Origin of the sequence: Shewanella seohaensis (genome assembly GCF_023283775.1) — a bacterium.
GTDB lineage: Bacteria > Pseudomonadota > Gammaproteobacteria > Enterobacterales > Shewanellaceae > Shewanella > Shewanella seohaensis.
Genome location: NZ_JAKILE010000011.1, coordinates 122,257 through 143,430 on the forward strand (window position 1 = coordinate 122,257; position 21,174 = coordinate 143,430).

Consider the following 21,174-nt stretch of genomic DNA (forward strand, 5'->3'; position numbering starts at 1 on the left):
CGCAGAGTGTAACCTAAGGGATGCGTGAGGCCAAGCAATTGAGAGTGAGGCTGTTTGTCGACTTGCGGTATAAAAACGCCCAGTGGGCACTGGGCGTTTTATTATTCATGTTTTGATATTGGTGAGTATTAGTTCGCGTCGATGCTCATATTCACCTGCGCCGCATCTTGGTTCAAGGTCACGCGGCTCTCGAGTAGGAAAATCCGCTCTGGCGCGATCCCTTTACTGTCGACAAGATAGGCCTTCACCGACTTCGCCCTCTCTTGGGCTAAATCACCAAGCATACCTTGGCTGACGTTTTGCGCTTTTTCTGTGAGGTTATACAGGGCGATGTGCCAACGGGTGGTGAGTTCCTCTTTGCTGAGTGGTGCATCTTTGGTCTCGGCAATAATAGTGTCTTTCACATCATCCGGATTGGTTTTGACTTCCTGCTCGTACAGTTTGACCAGAGCATCGGCCAGTGGACCTTCGGTTGGGAATTGGCTCGGACTGAGATCCGCGGGTAATTCTGTCAGTGGCAGATTGGCTAGTGTGGCCAGCTTACGCTTCATCATACGCTCGGCAATCGCTTGGCTATCCTTGACGGCATCCACGCTACCCTCGAGGCTCAACTTGAGCATTGGGCGATCGTCTAAGCCTTTAGCGAGTTTATCTAAGCTTTCCTGCTCATGTGGACTGAGTACAAATTGCCCTGGATTGAAGGGGATTTTATCCAAGGTTTCATCGGAGCCCACCAGACCCGCAAGGAAAGAGAAGGGCGCAGTTACGGCCTTAGTGATCACATTGGTGATGGCCGTCATGATAATACCGCCGACACTAAAGCTGGGTGAGTCTAAGTCGCCGGAGACTTCCATACCAAGGTCAATCACGCCGTGGCGGTCCTGCAACAGGGCAATCGCTAATGTCACCGGTAAACTGGTGGCTAAGTCACTGTTGCTGCGTTTACCCAGTTTGAGCTGATCAATCACTAGGTGGTTGCTGCCCTTGAGTTGGTTTTGCTCCAGTTTGTAGTTAAGTGCTAAGGATAATTGCCCTTTATCGATGTAATAGCCTGCATAGGTGCCTGAATAAGGATTCACTGAGGTTAGCTCGACACTCTTAAACACTAGGTCTAAGTCAAGATAAGGCTTATCCAGCAGTGGGTTAATATCCCCTTTTAGGGTCACTGGCGCATAACGGTCAATTTTACCCTTAATATCGACCGATGCCTTAGTGCCGGGTTTAGAGGATAAGTGACTGATATTGCCTTCAAGCTGCTCAATGCCTGAGGCAAAGTTAGGCGTGAGGGAGTTATCGGCGAAAAACGCCGAGCCTTGGTTAAAGCTGATTTTCTGAATATCTAAGCTTAACTCGGGCTGCTTCGCCGTTGCATCGGGGCTGCTCTGCGGCTTAGCCACTGTCTTTGCCGTTGACGCAGTAGTCTTAGCTGCGTCGGTCGCAGGCGTTTCAACTATCAGATTACTGATATTGGTCGTGCGATCCTTAGCGATAACCACTTTAGCGTAGGGCTGATCAAAGCTTAAATGATCGATATTAATTTTATTCAGCTGTTGGTCAAAATCGAGCTGATTAATATGCATTTTTTGCCATTTAACCAAGGGCGCTTTGCGAATGTTGTCGAGGATACTCAGCTCATCCAGCTCAACACTGCCTTGATAAATCGCCTTACCTTTGCCATCGGCGTTTAGCTTACCCTCACTGCTGAATAGGCCGCTGCTGAGCTGCATATTCACATAGGGCGCAAGGTAGGGTTGGAATTGGGCTAAGGCGAGCTGCTCGACTTTCAGGTTTGCACTAATGGCTTCGCCTGGCACATCGACCTGCCCTTGGGAGAGGAAGCGCCCTTTGTCATTCAGACCAAAGGAAAGTTCGTAGTCGATGGGTGCCTTTAAATCACTCACAATGGCTTGTGTTGCAAAATTAAGGGGATAAACACGCCATTGCTGTGGGGTTTGGGTGAGTTTATGTTCCTCAAGGTGAATATCGTAGTTTTCGATACTCAGCCCGCCCAGAGTCACTAACCAAGCATCTTGCTGTTCAGTGGCGCTCTTTTCCGAGATCGTTTGGGAAGGCGATGCGGCTGACGTGTTCGTTTCTGCTGGCGCTTCTGCTGTTTGCGATTCAGCAGGCGAGTTCGGCGTTGCGGTATCTGGGCTGGCAGCCATAGATTTTGGCATTAACAGCTGCGCTAAATCGATGCCTTGTTCGTCCAGCTTGGCTTTAAGGCTTAAACCTTCACTGTGGATTTGCTTAATGTCGACGAGCTGCTTGGCAAGGTTGAGGTTAATTCCATCAATCGCCAGCAAGGGTAAGGCGATAACGGACTGGTCACCGTTGAGTAAATCAACTTTCTCTACAATCACTTGGCCGCGATCGGCCGTGAGTTGTACGTTTCCATCCGCTGGCAACTCAACTTGGTAATGACTGTTGATACTGAGTTCACCCGCTGCCAGTTTTACCTTGAATCGCTCAGCAACAAATGGCCAGAAGGGGGCGAGTTGCAGTTTTGCGAGCTGTACATCCCCGACAAGTTTAAAGGGGAAAAGCTGGAATTGTCCGGCAAGGCTGACTTCACCCGCATGGGCATCCTGTAGCTGGGCGACAAATTGGTTGTGCAGGATGCTCGGAGGATTTGATGCCGTGTTGGCCTGAGCCGTAGGCGCAGCCGTTGCAGGCTTATTCTGAGATTGAGTCGGTTGACTATTTGCAGGACTAGTGGGTTTGGCCGTCATCAAATACTCAGTATCTAACTGACTGAGTTTGAAATTGATATTGGGATAATCAACCAAAGCATGGGTGATGTTATCCTCAAATTTGACCTTACCCGCCGTTAAGCTGAATTCACCTAATATTACTCGCAGTGGGCGGGTATTTTCAGTGGTGGTTTCTGGCTCATTCGGGGTTTTCGCCTGATTAAGCCGAGTCAGGATGTCGTCAAAATTGAACTGAGTTGTCCCTTGAGATTGAAAACGGCTGACATTGGCGAAGGGACCTTGCAGCTGGATATGGTCAATCACCAAGGCTTGATTAAACACGGATTGCCAGAAGTTCACTTCAAATTGAAGTTGAGATAATCCCGCAAAGGCTTGATTGTCTTTCTCTTTAACTTCGAACTGTTCGATATTGACTCTATAGGTAAAAGGATTAATTCGCAGATCCTGTAATGTCACAGGACGGCCCAAGACTTCGGTAAGCTTCTCTGGGGCGAAAGACACTACGGCCTTGGGAAGTACCAGTCCAAGGATAATCAGGTAACTTAAGTAGGTTATCGCTAAATAGGCGAGAATTCGTTGGTATCGTGGGCGGCTAAAGAACGCGAGTTTTAACCGTGATAGCTGAGTCAACATAGTGAGATTAAGGCTCCAATACGCACGCTGGCGCGAAATCTATCAATTAATGCGGCTATTCTAGCGAATAATGCTTAAGTGTGCATGGTTTGTTTTGATTTTTCCCAATAAAATCTGAGCATTACCTTGCGATAACCCATTTATGTGATAAGCGATATTAAGTGATAACCCGAGATTCACAGGGGCAACATTTTTGTGCCGCTCAACTTTGGCTGACAAGTTTCGCCCCATATCAATAATCAGAAGACGTTCGAACCCAATACTCTGTTATACCGAGAGATAACTTATCGCCGCGATAATGGCACCCTGTGGATCTTTTATCCAACAAAAACGACCTACTTTGGGAATATCCTCTGGGCCAAAGAGAATGTCACCACCAAGCTTTTTGGCATTAATTGCCACTATATCGACATCGGCGACTGTGACATAACCGGTCCAATGGCAAGGCAATGCGGGGATAAGATTATCTGTGATCCCACCGATGCCTACACCTTGGTTTTCAATGAGATGATACTGACCATGGGGCATTTTGACCGTTCTAAACTGCCAACCAAACACTTCGCCATAAAAGCGCATGGCTTCTTCGGAATCGTGGGTACTGAGTTCATGCCAACCTAAGGCACCAGCGGTATTAAATGCAGAGTCCATAAGCGCATCCCTTATGTTTTGAGTAATTGAGCAAACGGGTGAAGTAATAGCCACCTTGAGTGTAGACGATGCTTTTCAATAATTCCTAAGCGCCTTGAGAAATGTGCAATTATTTTTGTCTAATAATCATTAAACTAAGTTAATGTTAATTAATGAAATAACCTCATTCGCTTCGCTCATCATTATCTAAGTAACGCCGGTTCGGTACCGCTTGAGTTAGCTGGTTTTTCGCGATGTTTTATTGGCCTTTGGCTACGCTTCGCAACTCTTTTCAGCATTAGACCTGCATCCCCTTCGCTTGCTAAACTAGCGCCATTTGCAATCGCATCGATAGCTTAAGAGGGGAGTAAGATTGAATAAGAGTTTAGTGACAAATGTGTTAGCGGCCATTTGTGTGATTTTGGGATACACATTGAGCTTACCCATTCTGTTTAATGTGGGTTTGTTTGCCCTATCTGGCGCCATAACTAACTGGCTTGCGGTGTATATGCTGTTTGAGAAGGTCCCAGGTTTATATGGTTCTGGCGTGGTGCCATCGCGTTTTGAAGAGTTCAAAGCGGGGATTGCACATCTTATGATGAAGCAGTTCTTCACCACAGAGAATATTGACCGTTTTCTGTCGGAAAAAGAGGGTATTAGCCAAATCGATTTGGCGCCAGTGATTGATAAAGTCGACTTAGCACCTTCTTTCGATGCCTTAGTTAACACTGTGGCACAATCTTCCTTCGGTGGCATGTTATCCATGTTTGGCGGCACAGAGGCGTTAATGCCGTTAAAGGAACCCTTTATCGAGAAAATGAAAGCCTCTTTGGTGGAAATGTCCGAGAGTGAACAGTTCCGCAACTTATTGAAACAAGAGATTGAACAGCCGAGTGTGATGGCCGATCTGCAAACGAAGATCGCCAATATCGTTGAACAACGCCTGAATGAATTAACGCCGCAAATGGTTAAACAAATCGTGCAGGAGATGATCCAGACACATTTAGGTTGGTTGGTCGTGTGGGGCGGGGTATTTGGTGGCGCCATCGGACTTGTCGCCGCCTTAGTACAAGGTTAATCTGGCAATAGCCAGCATACTAAAGGGAGCATTGGCTCCCTTTTTTAGTTTGATTAATCATGAGCAGGGAACGTTATGGACCATCACAGTATTAATTATTTAGAAATCCCCACCACAGATATTGGCGGCTCCAAGGCCTTTTTTAATACGGTATTTGGTTGGCGCTTTGAAGATTACGGCCCGCAGTACAGCTGTTTTATTGATGCGGGGATCACGGGAGGGTTTTATCAAGCAGAGGTGAATTTTAACCTCGAAAAAGGTTGCCCGCTCATCGTGTTGTACAGCAAGGACTTAGAACAGACTCAAGCGGCGGTGAAGGCGGCGGGCGGTGTAATCAGTACGGCGATTTTCAGCTTTCCCGGTGGACGGCGTTTCCACTTTATCGAGCCTGCGGGCAACGAATATGCGGTCTGGTCAGAGTAATCACCTCGAACATCCCTGCGTACGAAATTGCTGCCTCGATCAGCAGGATATCTGCATGGGCTGCTTTAGGCATTTGGATGAGATCTTAGCGTGGCGCACCATGACACAGGCGCAGCGCGATGATTGTTACTTGAGAATGGCTGAGCGAAAGGCGTTGTTCGAGGCCAAACGAAGCGCAAATCCTTAAGTTGTAGGCGGTAAATTAAGGGTATCTTATTGTAACAGCTAGAAAAACGGCGCCCAGCAAATACACGTGTATAAAGCTAAAGCGCCGCTAGACTCGCGTTAGACAGGGTCGACCACAATGTGCTCAAGTTCGATGGCCGCAACGGCATGTAAAGCATCCATGGTTGCGCCCACTAAACTGATTTTCCCCTGTGATGATTCGACCAACACCGCACGGCGGATCTCGCCAAAATCACGGTTATGTCGAGTCAGATTCGATAAGGCCATCTGCATTGGCAGCATAGAAGGGTTAAACGCCGCGTTTTCAGCGTAGCGACCACAATAGGTTGCACCATCTGCCGTTTCTAATACGACGGCCGCGTAACTTTGGGTATAAGGTGCATAGCTTAACCCCGCATGATCTAACGCCTCAATCACCATAGGATCGCTGCTATCGAGGGCAAATTCGGTTTCATGCTTGACCAGCAAGGGCGACTGTACATTTAAGTCCTTTGGCCCAAATGCGTAGGGTAAGTAATAGGACAGTAAATGGCTGTCTTGCGATGGCAGATGGATCTTAATTTGGCCACCCTCGACGAGTTCGTTCATAAACTGACGGCAATGACCACAGGGGCTGGCATTGACTATCATGTCGACAATTTGGCTCTCACCACTTAACCATGCGTGGCTGATGGCGCTTTGCTCCGCATGCACTGAGTGAAACAGGGCCTCGCCGGGCAGTTCTAGGTTGGCGCCCATATAGATGTCGCCACTTTTGCCTTTGGCAATCGCTCCCACATAAAACTCGCTGATCGGCGGTTTTGCTAAGGCGGCGGCAATAGGCAGCAGTGCCAGTAACACTTCGGCTTCGGTCATTTTGCTGCTTTGGACTAACTCTGCCAGTTGCTGTGCATCAATATGTCCCGCAAAGTTTTGATGTAATAGGGGAATTAATGCGTCAGCCAATGGTGTTGGCAGCTGGGTTATGCTTCTGATAAATCTATCTTGCATTTCCCGACTCCTTGTTTGTTAAGTTCATGGAAGAACATTCTAGTAATTTTGTTACGGTATAAATGCGAGTTAGTTCGCGTTTACACCTCAATTTAACGCCAGATAGGTTACATCTGAAAGTAGTTATCACTGTCTGGCGTTAAATAACTGTCTTATTTGATAGAACTCTCTGCTTAGCAATTCACTATCGGTGTTGTAGCGTTCGCGTCGCTTTAGAGCCCGCGTAAATAGTGACACAGGGCCGCGAGTAACTTCTGTTTATGTTCGTCACCTTCGGTATCTTGCAGCAGATTTTCAAGCTTCAGTAAATAATCCTGATCGCTCAAACGTTGCTGGCAGAAGGTGCGCCAACGCTGGGCTTCTTGATCATTTAGCAGCTCTGGGTAGTTACGTGCCCGATAGCGAAACAGCATCTCGGGGATACGTCCATCGTCAAACTGCAGATCCAGCGCCGCTAGATTTTGTGGCAAGGTATGGCGAATGATCTCCATCTTGGCTTTATCGGCGGGGCTGAAAAAACCACCGGAATACAGCATCAAATCGGGATCTGTGGTTGTCACTTCGCCTTCATGCTCAAAGAGTTGCGCGAGTTTTTCCCGCAATTCAGGGTGAGCCTTTAAACGCTTGTATTGCTCTCTGGCAAAGGCTTTATCGATATTGAGTCTTTCAGCCTGGGCATCATCCAAAATCTTGGCCGAGGTAATAAAAGGACATTTGTTAAGGTGAACTTGTTTGACTGGGATAGGTAACTCATCCGCGGCAAGTTCGGCTCTTGGTGTATACATGCGAGTTTTTATTTGCTCGACATCCAGCTCAAACAGCGGGCTTAAATCCATCGCTAAGTTAACGCAAATAATGGCGTTTTTGTTGCTTGGATGGTGTGCTACTGGGGCAATCAGCGTCGTACAACCCTGCAGCGCACTGATTTTGGAACTCACATGGGCAAGCGGTTGCATATTCAATACATCTATTTGTGCACTCACGGCCTGTTTACGGCGCAGCTCAAAATAGTATTGATATAACTTGGGTTGCTTTTCTTTAATTAGTTTGGCCATGGCGATGGTGGCGTACACATCGGACATGGCATCGTGGGCTTTTTCATGGCTTAAACCATTGGCTTGCGTCAAGTGCTCTAACTTAAAACTGGGTGAGCCATCTTCTTTTAATGGCCAATGGATCCCGTCTGGCCTAAACGCATAGCAAGCTCTGACTAAGTCGATGATATCCCAACGTGTATTGCCATTTTGCCATTCGCGAGCATAGGGATCGATAAAGTTACGGTAGAATCCATAACGGGTGACTTCATCGTCAAAGCGTAAGGAGTTATAGCCTGCGACACAGGTATTCGGTTGGCTAAAGAGTGCATGAATGCGCCCCATAAACTCGGTTTCAGGCAACCCCTTTAAGTTGGCTAATTGTGGTGTGATCCCTGTGATTAAAATGGCTTCGGGCGAGGGGAGATAATCCGTTGATTGTTTACAGTAAAAAGTCTCGGGTTCACTGATGATATTGAGATCTAAGTCTGTACGGATCCCGGCAAATTGGGTCGGTCTATCCTTAGCGGGATTGGCTCCGAAGGTTTCATAATCGTGCCAAAAAATACTTGGCTGAGATGCTGTATACATAATTTCAATCAAATGACGGTTTTGTCGAATGATAGCATCTTAACACTTAAACTCACCGCAATATTCATTAGCAAAAACCGAGATTGAGAAATTATATTGAAAAGATAAGCGCTTAAGAGGTGATCTTTACCTCGGTTGGCAGTTACAATTCCCCTTCGAACAGGGAATGAGTCTTATGCATCATCAATATCTTAATGAACCTATGGTACTCGACGTCGGGCAGAGCTCGACGCTGACCTTAACCTTGCCCGGCAATATCAGCGATTTTATTGTGCTTGAGGCGATGGGGGCACCATTGCTTGAGTTGATTGTGGTGTCTGAAACACCGCAGCCACAGATTGCTGTCCGTTTTCAACCCATCTTAGGACTTAAACTCAATGCCGCGATAGTGGAAGCGACAAGTTTTGCCGCATCGACGTCAAGATCTTTAGGGCAAGGAGTTCGGCTTTACCATCGTCTAGGCACTGCACCTAAATTTTGCGCGCAGGAACTGCGGGCAGGCATTGCCATTAAGATCGATGCACAGGCTGGGATCAGTGTGTCACTGCAAACAGCATCTAAATTTGAGCTCGTCGCACTCGAGTCAGATGGCCGAGGTTTGCATGAGCCCAAAGTGTTGATGATGGCAAAAGCGATATTAGCGCGGGAATATGACTATAATGCTACCGCTGAATCCTTGGCCGTATGCTTGACTGAAATAGAACAAGTGCGGCTCGAGCTACAAGCGTTTTTGCGCGGAGACTTGGGGCATTGTCATACGGGGTTAGCCGAAGAAGCGGTGCGACTTGACCCCTTGCTGCAACAAAAGCGTCAATGGTTATTTCGCACTTATACTCATATGTTCGAACGACCTAACTTCAGCCGTGCGGCCAATGACGGTGTGAATATCGATAAAGCCTTAAGGAAGCTCGAGTGTTTTGAGCTGCTCGCCTCCCCAGAATTACTGCAAATGGTGGAGCGACTCATGGAAGATGAGGCATAAGCCAGACATTCCAATCATTTATAGAGTTAACCAATGCAATATATATGTCCTTTGTGTGCCTTACCGCTCACCTTGACTGAACGAACTTGGGGATGCCCGCAGGCACACAAGTTCGACATGGCCAAAGAAGGCTATGTGAATCTGCTTCCCGTACAGAAGAAAAATTCCAAAGATCCCGGTGACAATCAACAGATGATGTTGGCTCGCAGGGAGTTTTTAAATGCGGGTTACTATCAAAGTTTAAGTGACAGAGTGAATGCGTTGGCACTTGAGTATGCCAACGAGGCGCAGCAGATCCTCGATATCGGTTGTGGTGAGGGGTATTACAGCCATCGTTTATACAATGCGCTTGTTGCCGAGCATCCGTGCCAGTTACAGGGCGTGGACATCTCCAAATCGGCGATAAAATATGCGGCTAAACGGTACCCGAATCTCAGCTTTTGTGTGGCGAGCGCCTACGAAATGCCGATCCCATCAAAGAGTATCGATTTAGCGATTCGTATTTATGCGCCATCGAAGCTGGAAGAGTTACAGCGGGTCATGGCGCCAAATGGCATTTTGATCACAGTATCGCCAGGACCTTTACATCATTTTGCGCTAAAACAGCAAATTTATGCCGAACCGAGATTGCATCCAACGTCCGATGCCAAGATTGAGGGGTTCGAATGTTTACACCAAGAGCGGCTTAGGTCACAACTTGAGCTAAATAACAGCCAAGATATTAGCCATTTTCTGGAAATGACGCCCTACGCTTGGAAGTTTACGGCCGAGCAAAAGCACCTATTTGCACAGAGCGGATTAAGCTGCGAATTAGACTTTCAGATTGAAGTACATCGCATTTCAGTCTAGAGGTTGATTTTAAGCTATTGAAATAAATTATTTAAAATGCTTAACTGTCGATGCTTACGCCGTAAGAACATGCTGTTCTGCGAGCCGGTAGCAAAACCTGAGATTGGCTTGGTTTAAATAAATTTTTCAAAGTGTCGCAGTATGTTGACTTATCTTTAGAATGGTTTATAGTTTTACTAGCTTGAAGGTTGGGCTTATATTTATGTGTTCAATACGACCAGTTCGTCCTGTAAACATAAGTAATACCGGCATTTTCCAGCTCCACCGCCGTTAAGGCTTTAATTTTTTATTTACAGGATTTATATCATGTCTCAAGTTACTGGTGTTGTTAAGTGGTTCAACTCTGACAAAGGTTTCGGCTTCATTGAGCAAGAATCTGGTCCAGACGTATTCGTACACTTCCGTGCGATCAACTCTGACGGTTTCAAAACTCTTGACGAAGGTCAGAAAGTGTCTTTCACTGTGACTCAAGGTCAAAAAGGTCCTCAAGCTGAAAACGTAACCGTAATCGGTTAATTTTCAGTGCTGTTAGCCTAGCGCTGATAGCAATGGATTTAAGAGCTGTGGTTTATACCATGGCTCTTTTTATTTGTGCCGCGTTTAAGTTTTCTGCGTTATTGCTTTACGTCCCCGCGTGTTGATTCGATAGTTTTCTTGCTCACAGCTCACAGCTCACAGCTCACAGCTCACAGCTCACAGCTCACAGCTCACAGCTCACAGCTCATAACTCGTTTTCTCAATTGTTTGCTCCTATTGAACAAACCTAAGTTTGGGTGTGATGTTAAGTCATCAGGTGTTTATACACATCAAGTCTTGTTTTCAATATAAAAATAAACCCACGATCTTTTGTGAAGTTATCCTTCAGACCGTGGGTTATGCAGCTTTATTAGGTGCTTTTTAAGAATCTAGCTTATCGTCCGCGACTTTATAGTGGGGATCGTCTAGCAAATTCACTTCAACCAGATCGCCCGCTTTGTGAAGTAAGGCCTTGCAGTCGGCACTTAAATGCACCAAATGCAGCTTTTTCCCCAGTGTGACATAACGTTCAGCAAGCGTATCTATGGCTTCTAGCGCCGAGTGATCGGCTACACGTGAATGTTTAAAGTCGATGATAACATCTTGGGGATCCTGCGAGGCATCGAAGAGTTCGAGGAAGCTGGCCACTGAGCCAAAAAAGAGTGGGCCGTTCAGCTCATAGACTTTCCAGCCAAGGCTATTTGAGGTTACTTTTACGCTGATGTGCTTGGCATGTTGCCATGCAAACACAAGCGCTGACACCACGACACCGACAAAGACGGCAAAGGCGAGATCGGTAAAGACGGTCACAGTGGTCACGAGCACAATGACAAAGGCATCATGTTTCGGCACTTTGCCCATAAACTTAAAGCTTGCCCATTCGAATGTGCCTAGCACCACGATAAACATCACGCCAACCAGAGCGGCAAGCGGAATGATCTCGATAAAAGAGGCGCCAAACAGGATAAAGGTCAGTAAACCTATAGCCGCGGTAATTCCGGATAATCTGCCACGTCCACCCGAGTTAATGTTAATCATCGATTGACCAATCATAGCGCAGCCGCCCATGGCTCCAAAAAAGCCGCTGGTGATGTTGCCCACGCCTTGGCCTATACATTCTTTATTGCTACGTCCGCGGGTATTGGTCATCTCATCGATAACCGTTAAGGTTAACAGGGATTCGATTAATCCGACGGCGGCTAAAATAAAGGAATAGGGCAGGATAATATAGAGTGTCTCAAGGTTAAACGGCACCTGTGGGATCGTAAAGCTTGGGAGTGAACCTGCGATGGTCGCTTGTTCATCGCCACTCATGGTTTTAAGAAAATCCAACACATTTCGGGTGTCTAAGTCAAAACCGACCACAATGGCAGTCACGCTTAAAATCGCAACTAACGATGAGGGGACCGCTGTAGTCAGTTTGGGAAGAAAGTAAATAATTGCCATGGTCAGTGCGACTAACCCTAACATCAGCACCAAAGGCTCTTGCGGTAGCCAGACTAATTCCCCAGCGGCATTTTTGACTTTAAATTGCCCGAGCTGAGCCAAGAAAATCACAATGGCGAGGCCGTTCACAAAACCTATCATCACAGGATAGGGGACAATCCGAATAAACTTACCCAGTTTAAATATCCCTGCGCTGATTTGGATTAACCCCGCCAGCACCACAGCAGCAAACAAGTATTGCACACCATGTTCAACCACGAGGGACACCATCACCACGGCCATTGCACCCGTCGCGCCAGAAATCATGCCTGGGCGTCCGCCAATTAATGCGGTAACTAATCCCATAATAAAGGCTGCATAGAGTCCGACCATAGGTTCGACGTTGGCGACGAAGGCGAAGGCTACGGCCTCAGGGATCAGCGCTAAGGCGACCGTCAGTCCCGAGAGAATATCGGCTTTGTGACTAGATGTTTTGTGGCGAAAGAGATCGAACATGAAACCTCTGTTAATTATTTGTGTTGGCAAAATAGCCGCGAATACTAACAAAAAAGCCGATTCAGCTAAACCTTAAATATGGCTTAATTTGCTGAAAATAAAAAAGCCATGCGAGTGCATGGCTTTTTTCACAACAGCTTGAGGATTATGGACGAGCCATATCCGATTCGGCGCTGTTGCTGTGTTTCAGTTTAGGCGCAGCGGCTTCGGCGGAGGCGACATTGTCATACTCGCGGCCTTTCGGCACTTCAACCTGAGCTCTAACTTCTACCGTTGGCTTGGTCATTTCAGATGACACCATTGAACCAAAACGGCTCGCCGCTTTGGGCTTGCTCACCACGGTTTCAGCTGCAGGAGCTGCGACAGCTTGAGCCACAACGGGTTTCGCCTGAGGTTTAACGATAGGTGCAGGTTTTGCCATTGGAGCCGAGGCCACAGACTTCACGGCATCTTTCACTTCGGCTTTTTCCACTTCGGGCGCGACAGCTTCAACTGCGACAGTTTCTGTTTTCGCTTGAGCAACTGGAGTTTCAGCTGGGGTCACAATGGCTTCTGTAACCGTTTCTACCGCTTTAGCTGGCTCAACAGCAACGTCTTCAGCCTTAACGCTCGTCTCTGGCTTGTTATTTACCGCAGTGTCAGCAGGCGCTTCTGTTACTGCAACTTCAGCTTTAAGCTTGGCCACTTGCTCGGTAGCTACTGACTCAACAACTTCAGTCTCAACAGCTTTATTGGTTTCAGCAACCACACTGACATCTGCCGTTTCTACTACAGCTGCAGGAGAAGTGACAGTCGGTTCAGCGGCAACTTCAGTTGCTTTTGCTTCTGTGGTCTCAGCTGCTTCTGCAGTTTGAGCGGTTGGCGCAGGGTAGTCTTGAGCATCACCGAGTGCATCGTTTGGTACGAATTGCGCAGGTGCAGAGACGCCTTGCTCATCTTCATCACGGCGACGACGTTGACCGGCCGCTCTTAAATGACGTGGGCTACGGCGACTACGACGTTGTCCATCGCGAGATTCGCGTTTCGCTTTATCATCCGCATCGGCACTGACTTCTGCGTTATCAGCATCGGTCTCGGCTTCGGTTTTCACTTCGATTACGTCAGCTGGGGCCTCAGCATGGTTTTCAACCACTGGCTTTTCAGCGCTAACTTCAGCGTTTGCTTCCATTTGGCTCACTGCGTCAGTCGCTTCTGCTGACTCATTGGCAACAGCGGCTTCTTTGCGTGGCTGGCGACGTGAGCGCGGTGCTTTCGTCTCAGCTTGTGGCTCAGTTGCAACGTCAGTATTGGTTGCATTAACGGCAGCCACTTCGGCTAATACCACTTCTTCTTGAATTGGCGCTTCGGTCGTTTCATTGGCGTTATCGATGCGTACTTTACGACGCATGTTACGGCGCTGACGACGCTCACGGGCCACTTCTTGCTTTGGTGTGTCGTCTTGAGACTCGGCTACCACTTCTTTTGGTGCTTGATTACGGCTCTTAGGCTCTGGCTTAGTACGCTTTGCATTCTCGTCTTTTTCACGAGCTGGACGCTCTTGAGCCTGAGGTGCATCAGCTGACTTCTTGGCATTGCGAGTGCGTGGCTCGCGGGTGCCTTCTTTCGCTTTGTCAGTATCTTGGTTATTGCGAGTGCGGCGAGTGTCATTACGACGATTACGACGGTTCGCATTGGCCGTTTGGCTGTCAGACTTTTTGGTTTCTGTGGTCTTTTCTGCCGCAGGCTTATCGCTTGAGCTGAAGAAGGCGCCAATGGCACTGAACAGTTTGCTGAAGAAACCTGGCTCAGCTGCTTCCACTTTGTTGGCAACAGGTGCAGCGGCTTGTTCGACTTTCTGCGGTGCGGTGAAGCCTTTTAGGGCTGGTGCTGGCGCCGCAGTGCGTTCCAGTTTACGGGGTTCGTATAACTTGGCTTCTGGCTGTTCGATGCGCTTGTAGCTGGATTCATCGATTTCATCGTCAGTGCGGTGACGAATAACGCGATAATCAGGAGTCATCATATGTGGATCTGGGATCACATAGACTTCTACATCATGGCGTTGCTCAGTGATACGAATCGCTTTGCGTTTTTCGTTCAGCAGGAAGGCCGCCACATCGACAGGCACGATGGCTTCGATTTGTGAGGTGTTTTCCTTGATGGCTTCTTCTTCCATCAAACGCAGAATCGACAGCGCTAAAGATTCGGTACTACGAATCGTGCCTTGGCCATGACAGCGAGGGCAGATATGTGCAGCTGATTCTTCTAAGGATGGACGCAGACGTTGACGCGACATTTCCATCAGACCGAAGCGAGAAATGCGGCCTAATTGTACGCGGGCACGGTCGTGATGTACGGCATCACGCAGGCGGTTTTCTACTTCACGTTGATGGCGCACTGGCGTCATATCGATAAAGTCGATCACGACCAGACCACCTAAGTCACGCAGACGTAATTGACGGGCAATCTCATCGGCGGCTTCAAGGTTGGTATTTAATGCGGTTTCTTCAATATCGCCGCCCTTAGTTGCACGGGCAGAGTTGATATCGATTGAGGTTAATGCTTCAGTTGGGTCGATAACAATCGAACCCCCCGATGGCAGGCGCACTTCACGTTGGAACGCCGACTCGATTTGCGACTCGATTTGGAAGTGAGTGAACAATGGCACTTCGGCTTCGTAGAGTTTTACGCGTTCGACGAAATCAGGGCGCACCAGTGCGATATGTTGTTTGGCTTCTTCAAAAATGCGAGGGTGGTCGATGAGGATCTCGCCCACATCACGGCGCAGATAATCACGAATTGCACGTACAATCACGTTACTTTCTTGATGAATTAAGAAAGGAGCGGCTTTGCTTTGTGCGGCTTCGGTAATGGCAGCCCAGTGGTGTTGTAGAACTTTTAAGTCCCACTTCAGTTCAGTCGATTCTTTGCCAACACCCGCAGTACGCACGATAAGTCCCATACCCGCTGGTACTTCTAAATCGGCCATGGCTTCTTTTAATTCGGTGCGCTCATCACCTTCGATACGGCGAGAAATACCGCCAGCACGAGGGTTGTTTGGCATCAGGACTAAGTAAGAACCCGCTAAGCTGATAAAGGTCGTCAGTGCAGCACCTTTGTTGCCGCGCTCTTCTTTGTCAATTTGAACAATAACTTCTTGTCCTTCACTGACCACTTCTTTGATGTTTGGGCGACCTTGGAAAGAATAACCTTTAGGGAAGTATTCTCTGGCGATTTCTTTTAGTGGTAAAAAGCCGTGGCGCTCGGCACCATAGTCAACGAAAGCGGCTTCTAAAGAGGGTTCTACGCGGGTGATTTTACCCTTGTAAATGTTGGATTTTTTTTGCTCGTGACCAGGACTTTCAATATCCAGATCGTACAGTTGTTGCCCGTCAACCAGGGCAACACGCAACTCTTCTGATTGAGTTGCATTGATTAACATACGTTTCATGATGACGTCATTCTTCTTTAAATGGAGGTCATCAAACAATCGCGTTTCGCTGCATTACGGGCCTAGCAGTAGGTCAACGAAGCCTCACGGCTGGTGGCTAGGCAAGGTGCGCATTACTGTTAGACGCAGTCGCTGCGTGTCGCATCCTATTTATGGCTTATTTTTTAATGATTACAAAAACAAGGAATTCGTTGTAAAACATCAACCAACCCCATAAATTCTTTAATTTCGTTCCGGTAATGCCCAAGTCGAATCGGTTTGTCTGACGACAAGTTAAAATATATTTCGAAATCGGTGAGAAAAACTTTAGATAAACCTAGTCAAAGTAAGGTTAGATTCTCGATTTAATCGTAAAAAACGCATTTGTGGTATTTTTACTCAGTATACGATTTGCAAATCAATGAGTTGCTATCAAGAAAATCTTTTTTAATCTATAAAGCTTTTCACTTGGGACTGGGACCTTGTGAACACTTTATTCACGGCTTATCCCTAATCGCTGGTGAAATATAGCAATAATCAAAAAATTCAGCAATGGAAAGGCACAATTCTTCTTAAGTGTTGTACAATGGCCGCCGTTTTAAGCAGATGGCACATCATGAATACAGAATCTCCACAGCTACAGGTGCAGTTGATCACGATTGACGAAGACCACCTCGACCAACGAATCGACAATTTTTTAATCACAGTGCTAAAGGGCGTCCCTAAGAGCATGATTTACCGTATCGTCCGCAAGGGTGAAGTACGGGTGAATAAAAAACGCATTAAGCCTGAGTACAAATTGCAAATAGGTGATGTGGTCCGTGTGCCGCCGGTCAGAATGGCTGAGCAGGATAATCGCACCGCGCCTTCTGCAAACTTGAGCAGAGTCTCGCAGCTTGAAGACCGTATTTTGCATGAAGACAATCATCTGATTGTATTGAATAAACCTGCTGGCATTGCGGTACATGGTGGCAGTGGTGTCGATTATGGTGTGATTGAGGCGCTACGCTCCTTACGTCCGCAACAAAAGTTTTTAGAGCTGGTTCATCGTCTCGATAAAGACACCTCGGGTGTGTTGTTGGTGGCCAAAAAACGCAGTGCCCTTAAACATATGCACGATCAGTTGCGTTATAAAAAGATGCAGAAGGATTACTTGGCCTTAGTCAAAGGTGAGTGGTCGGCGCAGGATAAAGTGGTTAAACAGCCGCTATTAAAATTAACGCTTAAGTCGGGCGAGCGTATCGTTCGAGTCAATGCCGAAGGCAAACCCTCGGAAACGCGCTTTAAAATTGTACAACGTTATCAAGGTTGTACTCTGGTGCAGGCGAGCCCTGTGACTGGACGTACTCATCAGATTCGTGTGCATTGCCAATATATGGGGCATCCTATCGCCTGTGATGAGAAATACAGCGAGCAGGCGTTTGATGACAGTATGCGTGCACTCGGTCTGACCCGGCTGTTTTTACATGCGGCAGAATTAATGTTTATTCATCCTGAAAACGATGAGGTGATGCGAGTCTCTGCGCCGCTCGATGATAATTTGCAGCAACTGCTAGGCAAGTTAAAGCGTGCTTAGTGGCTTAGTGGCTTAGTGGCTTAGTGGCTTAGTGGCTTAGTGTTTGTGTCTGCGCCTATTACCTACGGATAACCTGAGAGCATGAAAGTGTCAGTGAGTCATTCAAGCCAACGAAAATATGATTTAGTGATTTTTGATTGGGATGGCACGTTAATGGATTCCATCGGTAAAATCATTGTTTGTATTGAGAATATGGCTAGGGCGCTGGCGCTACCAGTGCCTGCTGAGGCGGATATTCGCAATGTGATTGGCTTGTCGATGACGCAGGCGTTACAGGTGTTATTTCCCGAAGGTTTGACTTCAGTGCCGCCGCGTAACGGATCTGCAAGCAGCGCAGCACAAGCGGGGGCGACTCAAGCGCTTGTTGGCACTGATGATTGCTATATTAAGATGCGCGCTGAGTTTAAGACGCAGTATTTGCACCTTGATACCACGCCGACGCCGATTTTTAACCAAGCCCCCCAACTACTCGAATCATTATCAACAGCAGGATATCAACTTGCTGTCGCAACGGGTAAGGCGAGAGCAGGCTTAGTGCGCGTGTGGGAGCAATCCGGCTTAGGTCACTACTTTATTGCTTCGCGCTGCGCCGATGAGGCGCAGAGTAAACCTCACCCAGAAATGATCTTAAGTTTGCTGCAGGAGTTAGGTGTTCCGCCTGAACGCGCCTTGATGGTCGGAGACTCTTTGTTGGATTTAACCATGGCGGCGAATGCGGGTATCGACGGTGTGGGTGTCACTTACGGCGCTCATAGAGAAGAAATGCTCAAGCAAGCTAATCCCATCGCCTTAATTGATTCCCCTGAAAAACTCTTGCTGCATTTATAGTGATTGACTCATCAGCGCCGATTAATGAAGAATGCTGAGCTGAATCGCTAATAACCTAAGTGCTTGTTGAGTTATCTAGGCAAGCGATTATGGATAACAGTGCCATCTCGCTTGCCCATCTCGAACCGCACTTACGTCAGCCACCTTAATAACCACTTCACACTAGTCGGCTAAGACATCGATTCCATGATTGAGCAGCATTTCAGTTAACAGTATTAAGGGCAGCCCAATCAGGGTGTTAGGATCTCGGCCCTCTAAGCGAGTAAACAAAGCAATCCCTAAACCTTCACTCTTAAAGCTACCCGCACAATAAAAAGGTTGCTCTTTATCGACATAAGCGGCGATTTGCGCGGCCGTCAGCTGACGAAAATGCACGGTGAAAGGTTCGACCTGAGCCGTCACTTCTCCAGTCTTAGCATGGTAGAGCGCAAGACCCGTATAAAAGGTAATAGCTTTGCCCGAGGCTTGGCTGAGTTGCTTAATCGCATTGTCTCGATTTAATGGCTTACCAATAATCTTGCCGTCAATCACAGCGACCTGATCTGAGCCTATAATTAATCCATGTGGAAAATGGCTTGCACCTGCCTTGGCCTTAGCTTTTGCGAGTCGTAAGACTAAGTCTTGGGCGGACTCATTTGCCATGGGGCTTTCATCGATATCCGGATTGCAAGTCTCAAAGGCTAAGCCTAACTTTTGCAATAGTGCTTGTCGGTAAACAGAGGTAGAAGCGAGGATTAACTGGGGCGTCATCGGTAAAAATCCATAAGAAAACCTGACTTATTGTCGCTAATCGTCACGCTTGAATGCAAGCGAGTGGTGGCAGATCGCATGACTTTAGGGCGGTAATCGGGGATTCTTACGATGAGTGCGGCTATTTTAGACGGCTTACGCTTGTGCGCCGCCCCGTGCTTGGGTAAAATTTCGCTTCCGTTAATTTCAATGTTGGGGCTAGAGAATCACTTAAGTCGCAAACTGGGACTTAAGTTAGAAATTTTTCTTTGACTCTAGCGTTTTCAAACTATAATATGCGCGCCTTATGCAAACAGTAAAGATACCGGTTTCAATTGATCCTATTCGCGCCGCCTCGAGCCGTTCTACCTATGAGGGGATAGTGCCAGGGCAGCAATTGAAAAGATTAAATGAGTTATGTGCCGGCGACTGTTCCGATGTGGCAGTGTCGATTGAATGTGGCGTAGATTTGCAGGGGATAGTCTACCTGAAAGGGAAGGCTGTGACGGAGCTCACTCTGGTTTGTCAACGTTGCATGACGCTATTTACCACTGAGGTTACGGTCGAGTTTTGCTTCGGTCCATGCCGGACTAAGGCAGAAATCGATGAGCTCCCGGATGCGTATGACCCAATTGAGTGCAATGAGATTGGCGAAGTACGTCTGCATCAATTGATCGAAGATGAATTGATAGTCGCTATGCCTATCATCCCGATGCATGAAGAAACTGATTGCAACATCGGGTCAATGGACATAGTTGTAGGCGAGATCGAACCCGCTCAAGAGGAGCGTCCAAATCCGTTTGCAGTGTTAGAAAAACTGAAGAGCAAGTAATCTAGGAGACAGGGCCAATGGCTGTACAACAGAATAAAAAATCTCGTTCTAAGCGCGGTATGCGCCGTTCACATGACGCACTGAGCACTGCTCAGCTGTCTGTTGACGCTACCAGCGGTGAAGTCCATATGCGTCACAACGTGACTGCTGATGGTTTCTATCGCGGTAAAAAGGTAATCAACAAGTAATTTGTTGGTTTCCTAATGACGAGTCTGACGCTCGCGTTAGATGCGATGGGTGGCGATCATGGCCCCCACGTCACGGTGCCTGCAGCCTTGCGGGCACTAAAATCTCACTCTTCTCTTAAAATTATTTTAGTCGGCGATAAGACTGAAATTGATGTCTATCTGCGTCAAGCAGAACAACTGTTACTCTCACGTATTGAAGTCATTCACACCGATGAAGTGGTGAGCATGTCCGATAGACCCGTGCACGCTTTGCGTACCCGCAAGAATAGTTCGATGCGCTTGTCGATTGAGCTGGTGCGTGACGGACGAGCGGCGGCGTGTGTGAGTGCGGGCAATACTGGTGCCTTAATGGCCATGGCCAAGGTGTTATTAAAAACCTTGCCCGGCGTAGACAGACCCGCGTTGGTCAGTTGCTTACCCTCGGTCACGCAAAAGCCAGTTTATTTATTGGACTTAGGTGCCAATATCTCCTGCGATTCAGAAACGCTTTTCCAATTTGCCGTGATGGGCTCTGTGCTGTGTGAGGCGGTGGATAAAAAATCCCGCCCTAAAGTTGCACTCCTTAATGTGGGCACAGAAGAAATCAAAGGCAACGATCAGGTTCAACAAGCGGCGCAAATACTGCAAAACACCGATCAGATTAATTACACCGGCTTTATCGAAGGTGATGAAATCTATTCTGGGAATGTTGATGTGATCGTTTGTGATGGTTTTGTGGGTAACATCACGCTCAAAACCTCTGAAGGCATTGCCAAGTTATTGGTCCATCAGTTAAAACGTGGCCTAACCCAAGGTTTCTTCGTGCGTTTTTTGGCAAAACTCATCGCCCCACGCATTCAGGCGGTCCTCAGCCAGATGAACCCCGACCACTATAATGGTGCAAGTCTGATAGGATTGCGCGGCATAGTTGTAAAGAGCCATGGAAATGCGGATGAAACTGCCTATTTACAAGCAATTAGTTTGGCAGTGACTGAAGCGCAACGTCGACTCCCCGAAATGATAAAAGATCGTTTGGAGTCGATTCTTTTAGATATAAATAACTGATTCCTCC

Annotated in this window: 18 protein-coding genes; 11 read left to right on the top strand and 7 right to left on the bottom strand. The window is 47.5% G+C overall.

Annotation, left to right across the window (positions count from 1 at the left end; genetic code table 11):
- Positions 1 to 128: 128 nt before the first annotated feature.
- The gene (locus L2713_RS13960) at positions 129 to 3,347 is read right to left on the bottom strand and encodes a DUF748 domain-containing protein (RefSeq protein WP_248968295.1); all 3,219 of its coding nucleotides are present in this window, start codon (positions 3,345 to 3,347) and stop codon (positions 129 to 131) included.
- A gap of 267 nt (positions 3,348 to 3,614) precedes the next feature.
- Positions 3,615 to 3,995 (bottom strand): VOC family protein, encoded by a 381-nt coding sequence (locus L2713_RS13965; protein ID WP_086902608.1) that lies wholly within the window; start codon positions 3,993 to 3,995, stop codon positions 3,615 to 3,617.
- A 352-nt stretch (positions 3,996 to 4,347) separates the two neighbouring features.
- On the opposite strand from L2713_RS13965, the gene L2713_RS13970 reads away from it, so the two are divergent.
- The 3 genes from L2713_RS13970 to L2713_RS13980 all read left to right on the top strand — a co-directional run bounded on the left by L2713_RS13970 (position 4,348) and on the right by L2713_RS13980 (position 5,662).
- A complete protein-coding gene (locus L2713_RS13970) occupies positions 4,348 to 5,052 on the top strand; it encodes a DUF445 domain-containing protein (RefSeq protein ID WP_248968296.1) in 705 nt (234 codons plus the stop codon).
- Between the two features lie 75 nt (positions 5,053 to 5,127).
- The gene (locus L2713_RS13975; RefSeq protein WP_248968297.1) at positions 5,128 to 5,475 is read left to right on the top strand and encodes a VOC family protein; all 348 of its coding nucleotides are present in this window, start codon (positions 5,128 to 5,130) and stop codon (positions 5,473 to 5,475) included.
- Positions 5,456 to 5,662 carry a DUF1289 domain-containing protein gene (locus tag L2713_RS13980; RefSeq protein ID WP_089067539.1) on the top strand — a complete coding sequence of 69 codons (207 nt, stop codon included), beginning with the start codon at positions 5,456 to 5,458 and terminating at the stop codon, positions 5,660 to 5,662. Before L2713_RS13975 ends, L2713_RS13980 begins: the two co-directional genes overlap by 20 nt.
- Before the next feature lie 98 nt (positions 5,663 to 5,760).
- Here the strand turns inward: L2713_RS13980 and cdd are convergent, their stop codons facing one another.
- Complete coding sequence (gene cdd, locus L2713_RS13985; RefSeq protein ID WP_086902612.1) at positions 5,761 to 6,651, bottom strand: cytidine deaminase; 891 nt, start codon at positions 6,649 to 6,651, stop codon at positions 5,761 to 5,763.
- 212 nt (positions 6,652 to 6,863) lie between these two features.
- Positions 6,864 to 8,276, bottom strand: a complete 1,413-nt coding sequence (gene sbcB / locus L2713_RS13990) for an exodeoxyribonuclease I (RefSeq protein WP_248968298.1) — start codon at positions 8,274 to 8,276, stop codon at positions 6,864 to 6,866.
- A 175-nt stretch (positions 8,277 to 8,451) separates the two neighbouring features.
- On the opposite strand from sbcB, the gene L2713_RS13995 reads away from it, so the two are divergent.
- The 3 genes from L2713_RS13995 (at position 8,452) to L2713_RS14005 (ending at position 10,623) form a co-directional block, all read left to right on the top strand.
- The gene (locus L2713_RS13995; protein WP_248968299.1) at positions 8,452 to 9,258 is read left to right on the top strand and encodes a hypothetical protein; all 807 of its coding nucleotides are present in this window, start codon (positions 8,452 to 8,454) and stop codon (positions 9,256 to 9,258) included.
- A 33-nt stretch (positions 9,259 to 9,291) separates the two neighbouring features.
- On the top strand, positions 9,292 to 10,107 hold the full coding sequence (rlmA, locus tag L2713_RS14000) for a 23S rRNA (guanine(745)-N(1))-methyltransferase (protein WP_248968300.1): 816 nt from the start codon (positions 9,292 to 9,294) through the stop codon (positions 10,105 to 10,107).
- A 306-nt stretch (positions 10,108 to 10,413) separates the two neighbouring features.
- Positions 10,414 to 10,623, top strand: coding sequence for a cold-shock protein (locus L2713_RS14005; RefSeq protein ID WP_011072720.1), 210 nt, complete (start codon positions 10,414 to 10,416; stop codon positions 10,621 to 10,623).
- 381 nt (positions 10,624 to 11,004) lie between these two features.
- On the opposite strand, the gene L2713_RS14010 is transcribed toward L2713_RS14005, so the two are convergent.
- Both L2713_RS14010 and rne read right to left on the bottom strand, forming a co-directional pair.
- Positions 11,005 to 12,564 carry a SulP family inorganic anion transporter gene (locus L2713_RS14010; protein ID WP_248968301.1) on the bottom strand — a complete coding sequence of 520 codons (1,560 nt, stop codon included), beginning with the start codon at positions 12,562 to 12,564 and terminating at the stop codon, positions 11,005 to 11,007.
- A 145-nt stretch (positions 12,565 to 12,709) separates the two neighbouring features.
- On the bottom strand, positions 12,710 to 15,991 hold the full coding sequence (gene rne / locus L2713_RS14015; protein ID WP_248968302.1) for a ribonuclease E: 3,282 nt from the start codon (positions 15,989 to 15,991) through the stop codon (positions 12,710 to 12,712).
- 595 nt (positions 15,992 to 16,586) lie between these two features.
- Between rne and rluC the strand changes: the two genes are divergently transcribed.
- Positions 16,587 to 17,546 carry a 23S rRNA pseudouridine(955/2504/2580) synthase RluC gene (gene rluC, locus L2713_RS14020; protein ID WP_086902634.1) on the top strand — a complete coding sequence of 320 codons (960 nt, stop codon included), beginning with the start codon at positions 16,587 to 16,589 and terminating at the stop codon, positions 17,544 to 17,546.
- A gap of 81 nt (positions 17,547 to 17,627) precedes the next feature.
- A complete protein-coding gene (locus L2713_RS14025; protein WP_248968303.1) occupies positions 17,628 to 18,374 on the top strand; it encodes an HAD-IA family hydrolase in 747 nt (248 codons plus the stop codon).
- Positions 18,375 to 18,536: 162 nt separating this feature from the next.
- On the opposite strand, the gene L2713_RS14030 is transcribed toward L2713_RS14025, so the two are convergent.
- Positions 18,537 to 19,124, bottom strand: a complete 588-nt coding sequence (locus L2713_RS14030; RefSeq protein ID WP_248968304.1) for a Maf family protein — start codon at positions 19,122 to 19,124, stop codon at positions 18,537 to 18,539.
- 286 nt (positions 19,125 to 19,410) lie between these two features.
- On the opposite strand from L2713_RS14030, the gene yceD reads away from it, so the two are divergent.
- The 3 genes from yceD to plsX are packed head-to-tail and all read left to right on the top strand — an operon-like array spanning position 19,411 to position 21,167.
- Positions 19,411 to 19,935 carry a 23S rRNA accumulation protein YceD gene (gene yceD, locus L2713_RS14035; RefSeq protein ID WP_011623156.1) on the top strand — a complete coding sequence of 175 codons (525 nt, stop codon included), beginning with the start codon at positions 19,411 to 19,413 and terminating at the stop codon, positions 19,933 to 19,935.
- A 17-nt stretch (positions 19,936 to 19,952) separates the two neighbouring features.
- Positions 19,953 to 20,123 (top strand): 50S ribosomal protein L32, encoded by a 171-nt coding sequence (gene rpmF, locus L2713_RS14040; protein ID WP_011072715.1) that lies wholly within the window; start codon positions 19,953 to 19,955, stop codon positions 20,121 to 20,123.
- Positions 20,124 to 20,138: 15 nt separating this feature from the next.
- A complete protein-coding gene (plsX, locus tag L2713_RS14045; RefSeq protein ID WP_248968305.1) occupies positions 20,139 to 21,167 on the top strand; it encodes a phosphate acyltransferase PlsX in 1,029 nt (342 codons plus the stop codon).
- Positions 21,168 to 21,174 lie beyond the last annotated feature (7 nt).